This window comes from Periweissella fabaria (genome assembly GCF_918814575.1).
Classification (GTDB): Bacteria; Bacillota; Bacilli; order Lactobacillales; family Lactobacillaceae; genus Periweissella; species Periweissella fabaria.
This window is the reverse complement of the sequence record NZ_CAKKNS010000006.1, coordinates 114,488-132,822: the sequence shown is the minus strand read 5'-3', so window position 1 is coordinate 132,822 and position 18,335 is coordinate 114,488. Positions and strand designations below refer to the sequence as shown.

The following is an 18,335-nucleotide window of genomic DNA, read 5'->3' as shown; positions in this document are numbered from 1 at the left end:
CTTTGGAGTTACAAAGTTATAGTATAGATGAATCAACTGGGAAGTTGAGCTAGAGAGGGTGATAGCCCCGTAATCGAAATACTATAACCTCCGTTCTGGATCCTGAGTACGGCGGAACACGTGAAATTCCGTCGGAATCCGCGAGGACCATCTCGCAAGGCTAAATACTCCCTAGTGACCGATAGTGAACCAGTACCGTGAGGGAAAGGTGAAAAGCACCCCGGAAGGGGAGTGAAATAGTTCCTGAAACCATGTGCTTACAATAAGTTAGAGCCCGTTAATGGGTGATAGCGTGCCTTTTGTAGAATGAACCGGCGAGTTATGATAACATGCAAGGTTAAGGTGGAAAGACCGGAGCCGTAGCGAAAGCGAGTCTGAAATGGGCGAATTAGTATGTTGTTGTAGACCCGAAACCAGGTGACCTACCCATGTCCAGGATGAAGATGCGGTAAAACGCATTGGAGGTCCGAACCCGTGTCTGTTGAAAAAGGCTGGGATGAGGTGTGGGTAGCGGTGAAATTCCAAACGAACCTGGAGATAGCTGGTTCTCTCCGAAATAGCTTTAGGGCTAGCCTCGGAATTAGAATCGCGGAGGTAGAGCACTGTTTGGACTAGGGGCCCATCTCGGGTTACCGAATTCAGATAAACTCCGAATGCCGTTGATTTATGTCCGGGAGTCAGACGATGAGTGATAAGATCCACCGTCGAAAGGGGAACAGCCCAGACCGCCAGTTAAGGTCCCTAAATATATGTTAAGTGGAAAAGGATGTGGAGTTGCATAGACAACTAGGATGTTGGCTCAGAAGCAGCCACCATTTAAAGAGTGCGTAATAGCTCACTAGTCGAGTGATTCTGCGCCGAAAATGTACCGGGGCTAAACATATTACCGAAACTGCGGGTGCCACGTAAGTGGCGCGATAGGAGAGCGTTCTAAGGGCGATGAAGGTAGACCGTGAGGACTGCTGGAGCGCTTAGAAGTGAGAATGCCGGTATGAGTAGCGAAAGACAGGTGAGAATCCTGTCCACCGAATGACTAAGGTTTCCTGGGGAAGGCTCGTCCTCCCAGGGTTAGTCGGGACCTAAGGCGAGGCCGAAAGGCGTAGTCGATGGATAACAGGTTGAGATTCCTGTACTAGGTGTATTTGTTTGAACGATGGAGGGACGCAGAAGGATAATGGATGCGCACTGTTGGATATGTGCGTTTAAATTGCGAGTCTTGGTAAGAGTCAAATGCTTTTACCTTTAAGGACAAGTAATGATGAGGATCGAAATTAAGTAGAGAAGTCCATGAGTTCACGCTGCCGAGAAAAGCTTCTAGTTAGAATACACTTACCCGTACCGCAAACCGACACAGGTAGTCGAGGAGAGAATCCTAAGGTGTGCGAGAGAACTCTCGTTAAGGAACTCGGCAAAATGACCCCGTAACTTCGGGAGAAGGGGTGCTCACCGCAAGGTGAGCCGCAGTGAATAGGCCCAGGCGACTGTTTATCAAAAACACAGGTTTCTGCAAAATCGTAAGATGACGTATAGGGGCTGACGCCTGCCCGGTGCTGGAAGGTTAAAAGGATGGCTTAGCTTCGGCGAAGGTCAGAATTGAAGCCCCAGTAAACGGCGGCCGTAACTATAACGGTCCTAAGGTAGCGAAATTCCTTGTCGGGTAAGTTCCGACCCGCACGAAAGGCGTAACGATCTGGGCACTGTCTCAACGAGAGACTCGGTGAAATTTAAATACCCGTGAAGATGCGGGTTACCCGCGACAGGACGGAAAGACCCCATGGAGCTTTACTGTAGCTTGATATTGAGTGTTTGTGCAACTTGTACAGGATAGGTAGGAGCCGTAGAAATCGGGACGCTAGTTTCGATTGAGGCGTTGGTGGGATACTACCCTCGTTGTATGACCACTCTAACTCGCATCACTTATCGTGATGGAAGACAGTGTCTGGCAGGCAGTTTGACTGGGGCGGTCGCCTCCTAAAAGGTAACGGAGGCGCTCAAAGGTTCCCTCAGAATGGTTGGAAATCATTCGCAGAGTGTAAAGGCACAAGGGAGCTTGACTGTGAGACTTACCAGTCGAGCAGGTACGAAAGTAGGACTTAGTGATCCGGTGGTTCCGCATGGAAGGGCCATCGCTCAACGGATAAAAGCTACCCTGGGGATAACAGGCTTATCTCCCCCAAGAGTCCACATCGACGGGGAGGTTTGGCACCTCGATGTCGGCTCATCGCATCCTGGGGCTGTAGTCGGTCCCAAGGGTTGGGCTGTTCGCCCATTAAAGCGGTACGCGAGCTGGGTTCAGAACGTCGTGAGACAGTTCGGTCCCTATCCGTCGCGGGCGCAGGAAATTTGAGAGGAGCTGTCCTTAGTACGAGAGGACCGGGATGGACATACCGCTGGTGTACCAGTTGTTCCGCCAGGAGCATCGCTGGGTAGCTATGTATGGATGAGATAAACGCTGAAAGCATCTAAGTGTGAAACTCGCCTCGAGATGAGATTTCCCATTTCTTTATGAAAGTAAGACCCCTCAAAGATGATGAGGTAGATAGGTTAGAAGTGGAAGTGTGGTGACACATGTAGCGGACTAATACTAATCGGTCGAGGACTTAACCACGAAGTGGTGTCCGGTATAAAAGATTTAAATGATAATATTCAGTTTTGAGAGATTAAGTATTTCTCAGAGACATAAGTGTGGTGATGATGGCGCAGATGATACACCTGTTCCCATGCCGAACACAGAAGTTAAGCTCTGTAGCGCCGAAAGTAGTTGGGGGATCGCTCCCTGCGAGGATAGGACGTCGCCATGCTTATATGTCCCGTTGGTCAAGTGGTTAAGACACCGCCCTTTCACGGCGGTAACATGGGTTCGAATCCCGTACGGGACATTTACAAAGTAAATGTACTTTGGTAAAATTAAATAATCTTGGAAGATTAGCTCAGTTGGGAGAGCATCTGCCTTACAAGCAGAGGGTCACAGGTTCGAGCCCTGTATCTTCCATTCAATGGTCGCATGGTATAGTTGGTTATTACGCCCGCCTGTCACGCGGGAGATCACGGGTTCGAGTCCCGTTGTGACCGTTCTTAAATGGCTCAGTAGCTCAGTTGGTAGAGCAATGGATTGAAGCTCCATGTGTCGGCGGTTCGATTCCGTCCTGCGCCATAAGAATTGTAATGTTAATTATAATTCTTAATTTAATATAATGGCGGTATTGGTGAAGGGGTTAACACACTGGTTTGTGGTACCAGCACGCATGGGTTCGAGTCCCATATACCGCCCTTTTATTGGGCTATAGCCAAGCGGTAAGGCAACGGTTTTTGGTACCGTCATGCGCTGGTTCGAATCCAGCTAGCCCAGTTGGTAATAGAATTATTGCCGGATAGTTAAATAAGCATGCCGTTGTGGCGGAATTGGCAGACGCGCTGGACTCAAAATCCAGTTCCTTCACGGGAGTGTGGGTTCGACCCCCACCGACGGCATCAAGTAAAAAACGTTATGAGCGTAAGTTCATAGCGTTTTTTTGTTATAATAAACCAAATTATAAATGGAGGCTGAAAGAAATAATGAATATTACTGGTGTCATTGTTGAATACAACCCATTTCATAACGGACATCGATATCATATTGAACAAGCACGTCAGCTGACACAGGCAGATGTTGTTGTGGCTATTATGAGTGGTAATTATGTCCAAAGGGGTGAACCAGCATTACTAGATAAATGGACCCGGGCAAAAGAAGCCCTCTTAAATGGTGTTGATGTTGTCTTTGAATTACCATTTGCAATGGCAGTTCAACCAGGCCACATTTTTGCAGAACAGGCAGTAGCTTTATTACAAACAATTGGAGTCGATACAATTGTTTGTGGTGCTGAACATCCGGAATATGATTTTATAAAGTTAGCGACAACATCGATGGAAAATCATGCAGCATTTACACACTATGGACAAACATATGCAACGACTTTTTATCAAGAATTATTAAAACAAACCGGTGTCGATATTTCTGCTCCAAATGATGTTTTATGTTTTTCCTATACTAATGCGCTTGTAAAAAATGGTTGGGCAAAAGAAATTCAACTTTTACCGATTAAGCGGATTGTTGCCGATTATCATCAAAGTTCATTACCGACTGGAACAATTGCTAGTGCGTCAGCAATTCGAACACATAAGAATACAGAAATTAAGCAATATGTTCCTCAACAAACGGCTTATGACTTAGAACATGCACCGCATACGAAGGCTTTTGATAGTGCGTGGTGGCCGTTTCTACAATACCGGATTCAAACGACATCGGTTGCTGATTTAGGAAAGATTTATCAAGTAACGGAAGGGTTAGAGTACAAATTAAAAGCAACGATTGATCAAGCGCAAGATTATACTGAATTTATGCAGTTACTGAAATCTAAACGTTATACTACGGCACGATTACAAAGAATGCTTTTATACGTGTTGTTAAACATTAGTGATGTACAGATGCAAACATCATTAAAGCAGCCATTCTTGAATTTATTAGGGACAACAAGCAATGGCCAAAAGATGTTACGTCTAGTAAAAAAACAGGTTGAAATACCTATGTTTAGTAAAATTGGTGCGACTGAAAGGCAAAAAGAATTTGCATTACAATACCAAGTAGACCAAGTGTTTAGCACGATTGGTAAACAACCAATTCAAAATATTGGTCGTATCCCTTGGCGGATAAATGATTAACGTACTTTGTAATAAATACTTTGACTATCGATAGATAATAAGGTATACTTGATTAGTTGCAAAAGGAGGGAACCAATATGAAATGGTCAATGCTTGAATTGAAAAAATTTAAAGAAGTACCTTTAAATTTGAGTGAAACTTTAGATCTAAAAGCTGATATTTTAGCACGGTTTTCTGATTTTATCTTAGATATTACACCTGTTACGGTTCAAGGTTTTCTTGAATACAAGAATGAGGATGTTTATATTCATGCACAAATCACAGGTAGTATGACGGTACCGTCTTCACGGTCTTTAAAACCCGTTGAAATGCCATTTGATTTTGCAATTGATGAAACTTATACAACTGAAGAAAGTCATCTCGAACGTTATGAGATTACTGATTCAGTTATTGTGTTAGAAAATGATGTTTTGAATTTTAATGAAGCAATTGAGGAGTACTTGATGCTCCAGATTCCTTTGCAAATTTTAGCTGAAGATGAAGTCGTTGACGACTCTGAAATGCCTTCTGGAAATGGTTGGGAAGTATTAACCGAAGATCAACTAGAAGCAAAAAAAGCTAACACAACTAATATTGATCCACGTCTCGCTAAACTCAAAGACTTATTCCCTGATCAGGAAGAAGGAGAATAGCAGACTCTTAAATTTGTAACACGCGTGGATATAAAATTTTAAGGAGGATACTCGAATATGGCAGTTCCATCACACAAGACTTCTAAGTCAAACAAGCGTGCCCGTCGTGGACACATCAAGCTTGTTGCGGCTGGTTTAAGCGCATGTCCAAACTGTGGTGAATTACGTAAGTCACACTACGTATGTTCAGCATGTGGTTTCTACGACGGTCGCGAAGTAGTTAAAACTAGCAAATAATGAATTAACATCAGATACCAGTGGTATTTGATGTTTTTTTATTGCAATAAAAACGCATATTTAGTTTGACTTAAATGCATAATAACAATAGAATATTATATGTGTATGAATCAAATTAACATCTTTGAAAAATTAAATTTATAGCACCCGAGCTATAAATTATGCACGCATGGAGGCATTATGTCTGGAATTTTGGCTAGTGTAGTCGCCGTGGCAGTGTTGGCATTAGTAATCGGTGGAGTGATTGGATATATTGTTCGTAAGGGGACTTACGAAAAGACGATGATGCAAGCACACCAAACTGCCGAAGATTTCCTTGCACAAGCAAAAAAAGATGCTAAAACCTTGAAAAAGGAAGCATTGATTGAAGCCAAAGATGAAAATCACAAGTATCGAACTGAAATTGAAAACGAACTCAAAGAACGCCGGTTTGAAGTTCAAAAGCAAGAAGATCGACTATTACAGCGTGAAGCATCAATGGAACGTAAGGATGCAGCTTTAGAAAAACGCGAATCTGCGTTGACGGTTAAGGAAGATAAACTTAGCCGTGAAAACGATAATTTACAAAAATTACAAGATCGTGCCGCCGCCCTTGTTGATGATCGTGAAAACGAATTACAAAAAGTCGCAGGGTTAGAACAAAGTGAAGCCAAAGAATTAATTCTTTCCGAAACCAAGCAACAATTAGCTCATGAACGTGGGGTCCTAATTAAAGCTAGTGAAGAAGAAGCAAATGCTGAAGCAGAAAAACGGGCCAAAAATATTGTTGTCCAAGCAATTCAACGGTCTGCTGCTGATATGGTTTCAGAAACAACTGTTTCAGTTGTTACTTTGCCAAATGATGACATGAAAGGGCGAATTATTGGTCGTGAAGGCCGTAATATTCGAACGCTTGAAACGTTAACCGGAATTGATTTAATCATTGATGATACACCTGAAGCGGTTGTTTTATCAGGATTTGATCCAATTCGACGGGAAGTTGCTAAGCTCGCTCTGGAAAAATTAATTTTAGATGGTCGTATTCATCCAGCTCGGATTGAAGAGATGGTTGAAAAAGCCCGTAAAGAAATTGATGAAAAAATTCGTGAAACTGGTGAACAAGCAGTTTTCGAATTGGGTATTCATGGTATTCATCCTGACTTAATTAAAATTATTGGTCGAATGAACTATCGGACATCATATGGACAAAATGTTCTTACGCACTCGATTGAAGTTGCTAAATTATCGGGAATTTTAGCTGCCGAACTTGGCGAAGATGTTACTCTTGCAAAACGCGCAGGGTTATTACACGATATTGGGAAAGCTGTTGACCAAGAGGTTGAAGGTTCCCATGTTGAACTTGGTATTGAAATTGCTACTAAGTTTAAAGAAAAAGAAGTTATTATTAATTCAATTGCATCACACCATGGTGATACAGTTGCAACGTCAGTTATTTCCGTCCTTGTAGCGTCTGCTGATGCAATTTCAGCAGCACGACCAGGTGCTCGTTCAGAGTCATTGGAAAACTACGTACAACGCCTCAAACAGTTAGAAGCAATTGCTGATAACTTTGATGGAGTTGAAAAATCATTTGCAATTCAAGCAGGACGTGAAATTCGCGTGATTGTTGAACCAGCGAAGGTTGATGATTTAGAAGCAACGATTATTGCACGTGATGTTAAAAATCAAATTGAACATGATCTTGATTATCCTGGGCATATTAAAGTTACGGTTATCCGTGAAGTTCGTAATACTGAAATTGCTCAATAAAAAAAGCTTGCCATTAAGGCAAGCTTTTTTTATTAAAAGGCACCTAAAGCACTAGCAGCACCTAGGACAGTACCTAACACCGTGATGATTAACATAAGATAAACCATCACCATAGTGAATTTTTGAAATCCAGATTTTTTCTTCTTTTCGTACATAAATCACACTCACTTAAATTATTTTCACTTGTGATTGTACCGTGAAAATATCAATCTTGCAAGGAACGCAAGGATTAGGTATTCTTATCTTAGCTTTAATTTATTCAGGAGGTGGCCTAGGTGGCACAATTAATTGCTTGGCCAATATTATTAGGAATCTCAATTGTCATATTTACGGGGTTATTTTTTATTCGAAGAACATTCTATCGTTTTATCCCACGTGACTTACAAATTGCTGATTTATTACCACCGGTTCTAATATTGAATATTCACGTCTTGAGTTTTCAAACAACTGGATGGTCGCTATTTCCGTTCTTAATGATTACATGGTTACTATTATTATTAGCGTTTGTAATCTATCGAGGATTTATCACACAATCTTTTAACTTTCGAAAAGATATGCTAACATTTTGGCGTTTTTCGACATTGGTTTTACCAATTGTATATTTAATCTTTTTGGTAATTAATTTGTTAAAATTATAACCAACGATAATTGAAAGACAAAAAAGCCTGCTATTTGCAGGCTTTTTTATTGCGCAAATTTAATAAAAAGAGGTGAAATATTAATAAAAATTAAAAATTATCTATTTATTAGAAAATACCAGTATCCTTACTAAAATTTATTAATAAAAAATGGGGTGATTGGTGGTAGAGAGTGGGGAAATGTGGTAAATTTATTTGTGGAGTAGTGTGCATAAAATTGGTTTGATTAACTTGAAAGGCGGGGACTACAACATGTTTATGGGTGAATATACACATAACGTTGATGATAAAGGTCGACTAATAATTCCTGCTAAGTTTCGTAACCAATTGGGCGATAAATTTATTTTAATTAAATGGCTCGAACATGCACTATACGGTTTTCCATTAAGTGAATGGGAAATATTTGAAGATAAACTTAAAGCACTACCAATGACCAATAAAGACGCCCGTAAATTTCAACGTTTTGTCTTCTCAAGCGCAATTGAAGCGGAATTTGATAAACAAGGGCGCATTGTATTACCAGCAACACTGCGTGAATATGCCAATATTACGAAAGCGACAGTTGTTACTGGCTCAGGAACGGGATTTGAAATATGGGACGCCGATACTTGGCATACATATACAAGTGACGTTGCAGAGAACTTCGATGATATTGCAGATGGCTTAGTTGACTTTAATTTTTAAAATGAGATAGGACAGAATATGACAGAATTTAATCACATAACAGTACTACTAAACGAAGCCGTTGAAGGTCTTGCAATTGATCCAACTGAGATTTATGTCGATGGAACACTTGGTGGTGGGGGCCACTCAAAGTTAATTGCATCTAAATTAACGACAGGTTGTCTATATTCATTTGATCAAGATGATACAGCTATTAAATATAACCAAACAAATTTAGCTACAGAAATTGCTGCCGGTAAAATTAAGCTAGTGAAGTCAAACTTTAAAAACATTCAAACGGAATTAGCGGCATTAGGCATTACCGAAATTGACGGAATTGTCTATGATTTAGGGGTTTCATCACCACAGTTTGATGATGGTCAACGCGGCTTTTCATATAACTATGATGCACCACTTGATATGCGGATGAATCAAGAACAAGCACTCTCAGCTCGTGAAGTGGTTAATGAATGGCCATTTAATGATTTAATGCGTATTCTAACTCGGTATGGTGATGAAAAATTTGCTAAGCAAATCGCGCGCTTGATTGAAAAAAATCGTGAACAAAAGCCTATCGAAACGACGTTTGAATTAGTTGATATTATTAAGGACGCTATTCCAATGGGTGCGCGACGGCATGGTGGCCATCCAGCTAAGAAGACATTCCAAGCCATCCGAATTGCTGTGAATGATGAATTAGGTGTATTAGAAGCATCATTAGAAGCCGCCTTTGACTTATTAAAGGTTAATGGTCGGATATCAGTAATTACGTTCCAACCATTGGAAGACCGTATTGTTAAGGCAATGTTTAAAGAAAAAACATCCATTCCAGATTTACCACAAGGATTACCAGTTATTCCAGATGAATTGCAACCAGATTTTAAATTAGTAACTCGTAAGCCAATTTTACCTGGGGAAGTCGAACAAGCGAATAATCATCGCTCACATTCTGCAAAATTACGTGTAATTGAACGGATTAAGAAATAAAGGGGGGTTAAAATGAGTCAAAATACTGCACAGTCGTTATTACAGGTCGAACCGAAAAAAAAGAGTAATTTACATTTAGTAACTGAAAAGCGTAAAATGGGCCAAACTAAATGGGTTGGTCAAGAAATTTTGATGGCAGCGATTTGTGTTTTGGTTGTATTAGGTTGCTTAATTGGTATGGTAGCATCTTCGGGTGCAGTAAGTTCGGCCAATCGAAACCTAGTAGTTGCCCAAAATCAAGTTGATAGTATTGGCAATAAAAACTCTAATCTTAAGCAAGAAATCAATGAATTGACTAGCCATAATCGATTACAAAAAATTGCAAATCACTATGGTTTAGCACTTTCAAACCAAAATATAAGGAATGTTAGTAAGTAATGAATAAAAATTGGCAACGGTTACTTAAAGGTAATAGTACACGTAATAATAGTCGCATAACGAGTGTGTTATTTTTAATTACCGTACTGATTATCTTTGGAACCCTTGCTGGCCGTTTTTTATATGTGGCTGGCTTCAAAGAAGTTAAAAATCATGATTTATCAACGGCAGCAAGACGAATTTATATGCAAACCCAGGTGATTAATGCTCGACGAGGGAACATTTATGATGCTAACGGGATGCTGTTAGCAGAAAATACTAGTACTTATTCGGTATATGCAATTCTTGATCGTAAGCAAGTTGGTTTAAATGGTAAGCCTAATCACGTTGTCGATAAAGAAAAAACAGCTGAGGTACTCTCAAAATATATTCCACTTTCAAAAGCCAAAATTTTAGCAATTTTAAATCCGGATAATCCGAATTTATTTCAAGTTGAATTTGGTAATGCAGGGGCGAATATCTCAATTGAGACGCATAATCAAATTGTGGCAGCTAAGTTACCAGGAATTCAATTTACTAAGCAACCAGCGCGGTTATATCCTAATGGTGTTTTTGCATCACATTTAATCGGAATTACCCAGACAAATACTAATCCAAAAACCGGTGCAATTTCCTTATCCGGGGTGATGGGGATTGAAAAAGAATTAAATACTTTACTTGCTGGGCACAATGGTATCCGTGAAGTAAAAAATACCCCAAGCTATACGATTGATGATAAGGCTAAAGGTGATCCAGTTAAGAACGGGGATCAAGTCTATACGACGTTGGATAGTAAGATTCAAACGCTGTTAGAATCAGAAATGACGACCCTTGATACACAAACGGCCCCCGTTTCAGCAACAGCTACCGTAGTTGATGCTCGTACAGGTGCAATTATTGCAACAACCCAACGGCCAACCTTTGATGCGACAACCCGTGATGGGATTGGCAAATTATGGCAGAACCTATTAGTCGAAAATTCATTTGAACCTGGGTCAACTATGAAGGTCTTCTCGTTAGCGGCCGCAATTAATAGTGGTAATTGGCATCCAAATGAATTGTATCAATCGGGAACGTATTTAATTAATGGTCAAAAAGTTACTGATTGGAATCCACAAGGTTGGGGCATGATTCCATATGTACGTGGTTTTGCGATGTCATCCAATGTTGCGATGGCACGTATTGAGCAGATGATGGGACCATCGTTATGGCATAAGTACATTAATGATTTCCATTTTAATGAATCAACTAATTCGGGGCTCGCCAATGAATCAGCTGGTGGTATGCAATTTAAATATCCCATTGAACAAGCTAATACCGCGTTTGGACAAGGAATTCGCATTACCCCAATGCAAATGTTACAAGCGTTTACAGCAGTCGCTGGTAATGGACAAGAACTAAAACCATATTTTATCTCTAAAATTGTTGATCCAAATACTGGTAAGGTAATCTTTAGAGGTAAACGAACGGTAATTGGTCGGCCAATTAAGGAATCAACAGCTAAAGAAGTCCGCGAAGTTATGCAAAATGTGGTTTATCAACCATATGGGACTGGAACATCATATAAAATTCCAGGATTCCGAGTTGCTGGTAAAACGGGAACAGCTCAAATTGCCACTTCACATGGTTACTCAGTTGGGGATGAAAATGTTGTCCACTCATGGGTTGGAATGGTGCCAGCAAATAAACCAAAATACATTATGTATATGACGTTAAATCAACCAAAGAAAATTCCAGGACCATTAACTGATTTGATGGCGGATGTCTTCGTTCCGGTGATGGAACAAGCGTTAAAGATGGATGCATCTCATCAAACACAAACTACAATTGCAACAATTCCAAGTGTAACGGGCTTAAATGTTGACAGTGCCCAAAGTCAATTGGATAAGCTTAAATTTAAGCCTGTTGTGATTGGTTCTGGGACTAAAGTTGAAAATCAATATCCAAAAGCACAAACGCAACAACTGAATAATCAACGGGTATTCATTGAAACGGGCGGCGCCATTTCAATGCCGGATATGAAAGGTTGGAGTAAAAATGATGTTTTAATGTTTGCGACCATTGCACATTTAAACATTGATTTTAAAGGTAATGGCTTTGTTGATAGTCAATCAGTAAGTGCTAATGCCAATGTGCAAAGTAATCAGACAATTTCGGTACAATTGAAGTAAAGTAAGAAATGAAAGTATTTAAGTTATAAGGGAGATTGAGAATGAATCCAACTGGTATAATTGGAGCGGGCTTTATTAGTGCGTTTGCAATTACGTTTATTTTTATGCCATTTTTGGTAGCCTATTTTCGGGCGAAAAAAGAAGGCCAAATGATTAAGGAAATTGGGCCAAATTGGCATAAAAGTAAATCTGGGACCCCTACAATGGGGGGAATCCTATTTATTTTAGCAACAGTTATTGTGACACTGCTTGTCGGTGCAATTGCGCATCAACTTACGGCCGCGGTGCTTGTGACTGTCTTAGTATTTTTAGGCTATGGGCTAATTGGTGCATTTGATGATCGCATCAAAATTTTCAATCATCAAAATGATGGTTTTTCAGCCAAACAAAAGGCCGGCCTACAAGTTCTGGGAGCATTAATTTTATTTTTAATTTTAATGTTTGCAGGTTTTGATTTTAAAATCGTGACATGGTGGTGGACATTGCATCTTGGATGGGTATACTTACCCATCTTGATTTTTTGGATGGTCGGTTGGTCAAATGCGGTTAACTTGACTGACGGCCTTGATGGTTTAGTTGCTGGAACATCGATTATTAGTTATGTGACCTTTGGGTTAATGGCTTTAAAAGCTAATTTGATGGGCATTGCAATGTTTGATTTTGTATTAGTTGGAGCGTTAGTTGCCTTTTTCTGGTACAACAAGAAACCAGCGCAAATTTTTATGGGTGATACCGGTTCATTGGCATTAGGTGCCGGTTTAGCAATTAACTCAGTTATTTTACACAAAGAGTTTGCTTTACTATTAATTGGAATTATTCCAATTATTGAAACATTATCAGTAATTATCCAAGTGACTAGTTTTCACTTCTTTAAGAAGCGAATTTTCAAAATGTCACCAATTCATCACCACTTTGAAATGTCAGGATGGTCTGAATGGAAAATTGACATCGTCTTTTGGATTATTACATTACTAGGTTGTGTGATTAGTTACAGCCTAACATAAGTTTTATCATGACCAGGATTGCCTGGTTGTACATATTTAGTAAATAGCATTAGATATGAATTGGTGAGTTGAGGGAACAAAAATGGAAAAAGTAATGAAATATCAAAATAAGCGTGTTTTAATTTTAGGGTTTGCTAAGTCTGGTGCATCAGCAGCTAAGGTATTAACAGAATTAGGTGCGATTGTAACAGTTTCAGATACAAAAGATTTAACGGTTGATGAAACTGCTTTAGAACTTAAAGCAAAGGGTGTTTCATTTACCCAAAATCAGGCAGCAGATGTCGTTAATGGTTTTGATATTTTAGTTAAAAATCCAGGGATTCCATATACTAATCCAGTGGTCGTAGCGGCACAAGCACAGGATATGCCAGTGATTAGTGAAATTGAATTAGCTGGACAAGTATTTTCAGGTGAATTGATTGCAATTACAGGTTCAAACGGTAAGACAACAACGACTACTTTAGTGACGAAGTTGTTAGCTAATGAGCGCGAAGCTGGTGTTGCATTGTATGCTGGTAATATTGGAATTCCAGCATCAACGCGGGCAATGAATCTTACAGAAGATGATACATTGGTAATTGAATCATCTTCGTTCCAATTGATGGGAACGAAAGAATTTCACCCACATATTGCCGTTTTAACTAATATTTTTTCTTCACACCTTGATTATCATGGTACCCGTGCTAATTACGTTGCCGCTAAAATGAAAATTACTGAAAATCAAAATGCAGATGATTTCTTTGTGGTCAACTATGATTATGAAGAATTAGCTTTATTAGCCCAATCTTCACGTGCCCAAATCATTCCATTTTCACGACTAGGTAAGTCTAAATTAGGGGCATACGTTGAAGATGGTAAAATGTACTGGCAAGACGAATACATTATGGACACTAATGAAATGGGTGTTCCAGGGGATCACAACGTTGAAAATGCTTTAGCAGCGATTGCGGTCGCCAAGTTACACGGCCGTTCAACTAAAATGATTGCCGAAATTTTAAAGACCTTTTCTGGTGTTCGTCACCGTACCCAGTTTGTTTTAGAAGCAGATGGACGTAAATTCTATAATGATTCTAAAGCAACTGATATTGAAGCAACGCAAATGGCTTTAGCAGGATTTGAAAATCCAGTTGTTTTATTAGCCGGGGGCCTTGATCGTGGCGACACATATGAACGCTTGGAAGCAGATTTAGGACAACACGTTCGGGCAGTTGTCTTAAGTGGACAGACTAAAGAAATTTTTGCTAAAAGTGCTAAAGCAGCTGGTGTTGAAAAAATTATCTTTGCCGATGACATCCAAGCTGCCGTACCGATGGCTTGGGAATTAAGTCAACCAGGTGACATCATCTTACTTAGCCCAGCAGCGGCTAGTTGGGATCAATATCCAGACTTTGAAACGCGTGGTGAATTGTTCATTAAAGCAGTTGAAAAGTTAACTAACAAAGAGGAGATTTAACATGCGTTTAATTGTCAGTGCCGGTGGAACTGGTGGCCACATTTATCCTGCTTTAGCAATGATTGATGCGTTAAAAAAACAAGATGCTACTACGGAAATTTTATACGTTGGTAGTCAACGTGGTTTAGAAAAAAATATTGTGCCAAAACGTGGTATTCCTTTTGAAGAACTTGAAATTCAAGGATTCCGACGTAAATTATCAATGGATAATGTTAAAACGATGATGCTATTTATGAAGGCGGTTAATCGCGCTAAAAAGTTGATTCGGGAATTTAAACCGGATGTCGTGGTTGGCATGGGTGGCTATGTTAGTGGTGCTGTTGTGTATGCTGCTCAACGTATGGGGATTCCAACGGTGATTCATGAACAAAATTCAGTTGTTGGTTTGACTAACAAGTTTCTTAGTCGCGGTGTTGATGAAATTGGAATTGCTTTTGAAGCTGCGCGATCACAATTTCCTGCAGGCAAGGTGACATTTGTTGGTAATCCACGAGCCCAAGAAGTTGTGCAAATCCATTCAAACTTTGACTGGACTGAGTTTGGTTTAGAAAGTAACCGCCCAACTGTACTCATTTTTGGTGGTTCTCAAGGAGCGCTAAAGATTAACCAAGCAACAATTGAGGCCATTGAAGAATTTAATAAACGTGATTATCAAGTAGTCTTTGTGACAGGTCAAAAACGTTACGATGGAGTACTGGAGCAATTAAATGCCGCCCATATTCTCGTTGGTAAAAACGTAGTAGTAAAACCATATATTGGTAATATGCCCGAAGTATTACCCCAAGTGGCAGCGATTGTTGGTCGTGCTGGAGCGACAAGTATTGCTGAAATTACGGCCTTAGGTGTTCCAGCTGTGTTAATTCCTAGTCCATATGTGACAGCTGACCATCAAACTAAAAATGCCCAAAGTTTAGTAGATGCTGGGGCAGCAGAAATGATTACTGAAACAGAACTAAATGGGGCAAGTTTGTTAAAAGTTGTCGATGAGTTAATGTCAGATGATGTTAAGCGTTTAGAAATGGAGCGTGCATCTAAACAATTAGGTGTCCCAGATGCAGCGGATCAACTAGTCAACTTGTTACGCAAAGCAATCGCTGACCATCAAAAATAAATAGGGATTGGAGGATACTCATGGGCGGCAAGTCAGATAATAATAACCAAGAATCATCACCATGGGATATTCTCCAAATTGATGAAACGAGTAAGGAAAATAAATATAGCCAAATTGCTGAAGATTTATTTTTTAAACGAGAAAAGAAAAAAGATGTACCGGTAGCGACACCGGAAAAAGATACTACAAAAACGGATAGGGATACTAAGTCGCCGGTGGAACAAAATCAATTTCAATTTGTTGCACCTAAACCACAATTGGATGAGGTTAATGATGACGAAGTATACCTTGAAAAAGCGCCGAAACAAAATAAGCTTAAAAGTAATCTATACGCATCCTTAGGGGCGGTTAAAGGGATTAGCTTGCAACGGCAGACAAAGCAAGCGTGGCTTACCATTATGGGGATTTTAGTAATGGTAGGGTTCTTTTACTGGGTTATTAGTCCTAGCAGCATGATTCAGCGAATTGATGTGGCCGGGACACATAATACAACGCCTAAGCAGATTGTTAAGGCAACTGGTATTAAAGCTCGCCGCTCAGTTTTTGGTGTTTTGTTGCATGAAAAAGCAATAGAAAAGCACGCAGTAGCAAATGATAATCAAATTAAAGCGTTAACAGTCCGAGTAGCTAGTCCAACGCGCCTTGAAATTAATGTTCAAGAAGCAATCCGAGTAGGTTATGTACTACGTAAACATAAATATTATTTAGTCCTAGAAGGTGGTAAAGTTCTCGAACAACCATTGACGACAAGTAATTTAGGGTTACCAATTTATGAAGGTTTTAAAAATAAGGCATTGTTTAATAAAACTATTAATAAAATTGCAAAGTTGGATACCCCTATTCGAGCAGCAGTATCTGAAATTCATTTTTCACCAACAAAAGGTGATCCAGAGCGGATTGTTTTATATATGAATGATGGTAACCAAGTAAATGCAACGATTACGACTTTTGCTGATAAAATGGCATATTATCCTTCAATTGCAGCGCAAATGGATAAACCAGGTATTGTTGATTTACAAGTTGGGGCTTATTCATATTCTTATGAACAAATCAAACTGAATAAAGCAGCCGCTGAGGCTAAAAAGCAGCAAGAAGCGGATAAAAAGAAAGCAGCTAAACAAGAAGCTGAGGATAAAAAAGAACAAGCAACTAGTTCTAGCTCAACTTCTAGCTCAGAAACGAATAATAATTAGAAAAATATAAGCACTAAAAGAACCGATTGATTCCTAATTAGATCAATCGGTTCTTTCATTTGTAGAGTATTTAGTGCACAATGATTTGGTGTTGCTCGTGATTTATACGATAGCCCCATACGTTAATTGATTGGGATGTTAGATTATTTTGATAGGTAATGCGATAATTAACTGTTAGTGAATTGGTTTCCTTAAGAAATTGAGCTAAGGTTATCGGTGCTTGTGGTTGTTGATATTCAAGGCGTAAACATTCATCAGCAACCCTTAAATGAGTTATCGGATATAAATTATCTTCAACAGTAATAAATAATTGGCTGGTTAGATTAATACCAGCTGTTGAATTAATAAAGTCATGCAAACGCATTTTTTTAGGTGCTCCGTCCAATTAATTTACTTAATATGATACAATTTTATAGTTAACTTTTAAAGTGATAATTGGCGCATTGTGCGATTATAGAAGAAACATAAATAATTAAAAATAGGGAATAAAATATGCAATTAGAATTTTTAGGTACTGGGGCTGGACAACCAGCTAAGTTTAGAAATGTTACGTCAATTGCTTTAAAACTACTTGATGAACGTAATGCTGTATGGTTATTTGATGTTGGTGAAGGTACCCAACACCAAATTTTACGGACGAATATTCGGCCGCGAAAAGTTGAAAAAATTTTTATTACCCATTTACATGGTGATCATATTTTTGGGTTACCTGGTTTTTTGAGTTCGCGGTCGTTTCAAGGTAGCGATGCTTCCGAACCATTAACCATATATGGGCCAAAGGGAATTGAAAAATTTGTCAAAACTAGTTTATTAGTTTCGGAATCACATTTAACCTATCCATTGGAATTTGTTGAGATAACTAAAACGGGTGTTATTTTTGAAGATACAACTTTTAAAGTGGTTACTGAGTTATTAGATCATAATGTCCATTCATATGGTTATCGAGTTATTGAAAAAGATCATCCTCGTGAATTGTTAGTTGATAAGTTACGGGCTGATAAGGTCCCATCAGGGCCACTTTATGGTCAGTTGAAATTGGGCAAGACGGTAACGTTACCCGATGGCCGGGTAATTAATGGAGTAGATTATCTTGGTGATGCTAAAAAAGGCCGGATTGTGACAATTTTAGGCGATACGCGTAAAAATGCTAATTCAATTGCGCTTGCGCAAAGTGCGGATGTTTTAGTTCACGAAAGTACGTATGGTAAGGGTGAAGGCCGGATGGCTCGTAATCACTACCATTCAACTAATTTACAAGCTGTTGATGTCGCTATGGCGGCGGGAGTTGATAAATTATTACTTACACATATTTCGGCTAGATATGCAGGTAAACTAGCCTATGAGCTTGAGAAGCAAGCACGGGAAATATTTGCGGGTGCGCATGTTGTCAGTGATTTTGAAGAGATTGATATTCCAATTAAGAAATAGTGAGGCAGAAAAGC

The 18,335-nt window shown here is 39.5% G+C and carries 16 protein-coding genes, 7 tRNA genes and 2 rRNA genes; 23 read left to right on the top strand and 2 right to left on the bottom strand.

Features of this window, described 5'->3' with window-relative positions:
• The 13 genes from LQZ75_RS07345 to rny form a co-directional block, all read left to right on the top strand.
• Positions 1 to 2,608, top strand: a 23S ribosomal RNA gene (locus LQZ75_RS07345); the annotation flags it as partial.
• Positions 2,609 to 2,684: 76 nt separating this feature from the next.
• Positions 2,685 to 2,801, top strand: a 5S ribosomal RNA gene (rrf, locus tag LQZ75_RS07340).
• A 6-nt stretch (positions 2,802 to 2,807) separates the two neighbouring features.
• Positions 2,808 to 2,879, top strand: a tRNA-Glu gene (locus tag LQZ75_RS07335).
• A gap of 40 nt (positions 2,880 to 2,919) precedes the next feature.
• Positions 2,920 to 2,992: transfer RNA gene (locus LQZ75_RS07330), tRNA-Val, on the top strand.
• 6 nt (positions 2,993 to 2,998) lie between these two features.
• Positions 2,999 to 3,072, top strand: a tRNA-Asp gene (locus LQZ75_RS07325).
• Between the two features lie 9 nt (positions 3,073 to 3,081).
• Positions 3,082 to 3,154 (top strand) — tRNA-Phe (locus LQZ75_RS07320).
• A 43-nt stretch (positions 3,155 to 3,197) separates the two neighbouring features.
• A tRNA-His gene (locus LQZ75_RS07315) sits at positions 3,198 to 3,270 on the top strand.
• A 7-nt stretch (positions 3,271 to 3,277) separates the two neighbouring features.
• Positions 3,278 to 3,349, top strand: a tRNA-Gln gene (locus LQZ75_RS07310).
• A 38-nt stretch (positions 3,350 to 3,387) separates the two neighbouring features.
• Positions 3,388 to 3,471: transfer RNA gene (locus tag LQZ75_RS07305), tRNA-Leu, on the top strand.
• 84 nt (positions 3,472 to 3,555) lie between these two features.
• Positions 3,556 to 4,698 carry a nucleotidyltransferase gene (locus tag LQZ75_RS07300; RefSeq protein ID WP_230097179.1) on the top strand — a complete coding sequence of 381 codons (1,143 nt, stop codon included), beginning with the start codon at positions 3,556 to 3,558 and terminating at the stop codon, positions 4,696 to 4,698.
• A 77-nt stretch (positions 4,699 to 4,775) separates the two neighbouring features.
• Positions 4,776 to 5,330 (top strand): YceD family protein, encoded by a 555-nt coding sequence (locus LQZ75_RS07295; protein ID WP_230097178.1) that lies wholly within the window; start codon positions 4,776 to 4,778, stop codon positions 5,328 to 5,330.
• A 57-nt stretch (positions 5,331 to 5,387) separates the two neighbouring features.
• The gene (gene rpmF, locus LQZ75_RS07290) at positions 5,388 to 5,567 is read left to right on the top strand and encodes a 50S ribosomal protein L32 (RefSeq protein ID WP_168722045.1); all 180 of its coding nucleotides are present in this window, start codon (positions 5,388 to 5,390) and stop codon (positions 5,565 to 5,567) included.
• 180 nt (positions 5,568 to 5,747) lie between these two features.
• Entirely contained in the window at positions 5,748 to 7,316 is a 1,569-nt protein-coding gene (gene rny, locus LQZ75_RS07285) for a ribonuclease Y (protein WP_230097177.1), read from the top strand.
• Positions 7,317 to 7,348: 32 nt separating this feature from the next.
• Here the strand turns inward: rny and LQZ75_RS07280 are convergent, their stop codons facing one another.
• Positions 7,349 to 7,471 (bottom strand): DUF4044 domain-containing protein, encoded by a 123-nt coding sequence (locus LQZ75_RS07280; protein WP_168722043.1) that lies wholly within the window; start codon positions 7,469 to 7,471, stop codon positions 7,349 to 7,351.
• A 120-nt stretch (positions 7,472 to 7,591) separates the two neighbouring features.
• Here LQZ75_RS07280 and LQZ75_RS07275 point away from each other — a divergent pair, with 120 nt between their 5' ends.
• The 9 genes from LQZ75_RS07275 to LQZ75_RS07235 all read left to right on the top strand — a co-directional run bounded on the left by LQZ75_RS07275 (position 7,592) and on the right by LQZ75_RS07235 (position 16,893).
• Entirely contained in the window at positions 7,592 to 7,954 is a 363-nt protein-coding gene (locus tag LQZ75_RS07275) for a DUF3397 family protein (protein ID WP_230097176.1), read from the top strand.
• Positions 7,955 to 8,206: 252 nt separating this feature from the next.
• A complete protein-coding gene (gene mraZ / locus LQZ75_RS07270) occupies positions 8,207 to 8,638 on the top strand; it encodes a division/cell wall cluster transcriptional repressor MraZ (protein WP_230097182.1) in 432 nt (143 codons plus the stop codon).
• An 18-nt stretch (positions 8,639 to 8,656) separates the two neighbouring features.
• On the top strand, positions 8,657 to 9,604 hold the full coding sequence (gene rsmH, locus LQZ75_RS07265; protein WP_230097175.1) for a 16S rRNA (cytosine(1402)-N(4))-methyltransferase RsmH: 948 nt from the start codon (positions 8,657 to 8,659) through the stop codon (positions 9,602 to 9,604).
• Positions 9,605 to 9,616: 12 nt separating this feature from the next.
• Entirely contained in the window at positions 9,617 to 9,982 is a 366-nt protein-coding gene (ftsL, locus tag LQZ75_RS07260) for a cell division protein FtsL (RefSeq protein WP_230097174.1), read from the top strand.
• Positions 9,982 to 12,132, top strand: coding sequence for a penicillin-binding transpeptidase domain-containing protein (locus tag LQZ75_RS07255; RefSeq protein WP_230097173.1), 2,151 nt, complete (start codon positions 9,982 to 9,984; stop codon positions 12,130 to 12,132). Before ftsL ends, LQZ75_RS07255 begins: the two co-directional genes overlap by 1 nt.
• A gap of 41 nt (positions 12,133 to 12,173) precedes the next feature.
• The gene (gene mraY / locus LQZ75_RS07250) at positions 12,174 to 13,136 is read left to right on the top strand and encodes a phospho-N-acetylmuramoyl-pentapeptide-transferase (protein ID WP_230097172.1); all 963 of its coding nucleotides are present in this window, start codon (positions 12,174 to 12,176) and stop codon (positions 13,134 to 13,136) included.
• Between the two features lie 82 nt (positions 13,137 to 13,218).
• The gene (gene murD / locus LQZ75_RS07245) at positions 13,219 to 14,589 is read left to right on the top strand and encodes a UDP-N-acetylmuramoyl-L-alanine--D-glutamate ligase (protein ID WP_230097171.1); all 1,371 of its coding nucleotides are present in this window, start codon (positions 13,219 to 13,221) and stop codon (positions 14,587 to 14,589) included.
• A gap of 1 nt (position 14,590) precedes the next feature.
• A complete protein-coding gene (murG, locus tag LQZ75_RS07240) occupies positions 14,591 to 15,700 on the top strand; it encodes an undecaprenyldiphospho-muramoylpentapeptide beta-N-acetylglucosaminyltransferase (protein WP_230097170.1) in 1,110 nt (369 codons plus the stop codon).
• 20 nt (positions 15,701 to 15,720) lie between these two features.
• Complete coding sequence (locus tag LQZ75_RS07235; protein ID WP_230097169.1) at positions 15,721 to 16,893, top strand: cell division protein FtsQ/DivIB; 1,173 nt, start codon at positions 15,721 to 15,723, stop codon at positions 16,891 to 16,893.
• Positions 16,894 to 16,963: 70 nt separating this feature from the next.
• Here LQZ75_RS07235 and LQZ75_RS07230 read toward each other — a convergent pair whose 3' ends face one another.
• A complete protein-coding gene (locus LQZ75_RS07230) occupies positions 16,964 to 17,257 on the bottom strand; it encodes a hypothetical protein (RefSeq protein WP_230097168.1) in 294 nt (97 codons plus the stop codon).
• Positions 17,258 to 17,385: 128 nt separating this feature from the next.
• Here LQZ75_RS07230 and rnz point away from each other — a divergent pair, with 128 nt between their 5' ends.
• A complete protein-coding gene (gene rnz / locus LQZ75_RS07225; RefSeq protein WP_230097167.1) occupies positions 17,386 to 18,321 on the top strand; it encodes a ribonuclease Z in 936 nt (311 codons plus the stop codon).
• The last annotated feature ends 14 nt before the right edge of the window (positions 18,322 to 18,335 follow it).

Bases quoted from the DNA above. Each gene is read 5' to 3' on its own strand.
- mraY (WP_230097172.1), top strand. From the start codon at position 12,174: ATGAATCCAACTGGTATAATTGGAGCGGGCTTTATTAGTGCGTTTGCA.
- mraZ (WP_230097182.1), top strand. From the start codon at position 8,207: ATGTTTATGGGTGAATATACACATAACGTTGATGATAAAGGTCGACTA.
- LQZ75_RS07280 (WP_168722043.1), bottom strand. From the start codon at position 7,471: ATGTACGAAAAGAAGAAAAAATCTGGATTTCAAAAATTCACTATGGTG.
- LQZ75_RS07255 (WP_230097173.1), top strand. From the start codon at position 9,982: ATGAATAAAAATTGGCAACGGTTACTTAAAGGTAATAGTACACGTAAT.
- LQZ75_RS07230 (WP_230097168.1), bottom strand. From the start codon at position 17,257: ATGCGTTTGCATGACTTTATTAATTCAACAGCTGGTATTAATCTAACC.
- LQZ75_RS07300 (WP_230097179.1), top strand. From the start codon at position 3,556: ATGAATATTACTGGTGTCATTGTTGAATACAACCCATTTCATAACGGA.
- murG (WP_230097170.1), top strand. From the start codon at position 14,591: ATGCGTTTAATTGTCAGTGCCGGTGGAACTGGTGGCCACATTTATCCT.
- ftsL (WP_230097174.1), top strand. From the start codon at position 9,617: ATGAGTCAAAATACTGCACAGTCGTTATTACAGGTCGAACCGAAAAAA.
- rny (WP_230097177.1), top strand. From the start codon at position 5,748: ATGTCTGGAATTTTGGCTAGTGTAGTCGCCGTGGCAGTGTTGGCATTA.
- murD (WP_230097171.1), top strand. From the start codon at position 13,219: ATGGAAAAAGTAATGAAATATCAAAATAAGCGTGTTTTAATTTTAGGG.
- rnz (WP_230097167.1), top strand. From the start codon at position 17,386: ATGCAATTAGAATTTTTAGGTACTGGGGCTGGACAACCAGCTAAGTTT.
- LQZ75_RS07235 (WP_230097169.1), top strand. From the start codon at position 15,721: ATGGGCGGCAAGTCAGATAATAATAACCAAGAATCATCACCATGGGAT.
- rsmH (WP_230097175.1), top strand. From the start codon at position 8,657: ATGACAGAATTTAATCACATAACAGTACTACTAAACGAAGCCGTTGAA.
- LQZ75_RS07295 (WP_230097178.1), top strand. From the start codon at position 4,776: ATGAAATGGTCAATGCTTGAATTGAAAAAATTTAAAGAAGTACCTTTA.
- rpmF (WP_168722045.1), top strand. From the start codon at position 5,388: ATGGCAGTTCCATCACACAAGACTTCTAAGTCAAACAAGCGTGCCCGT.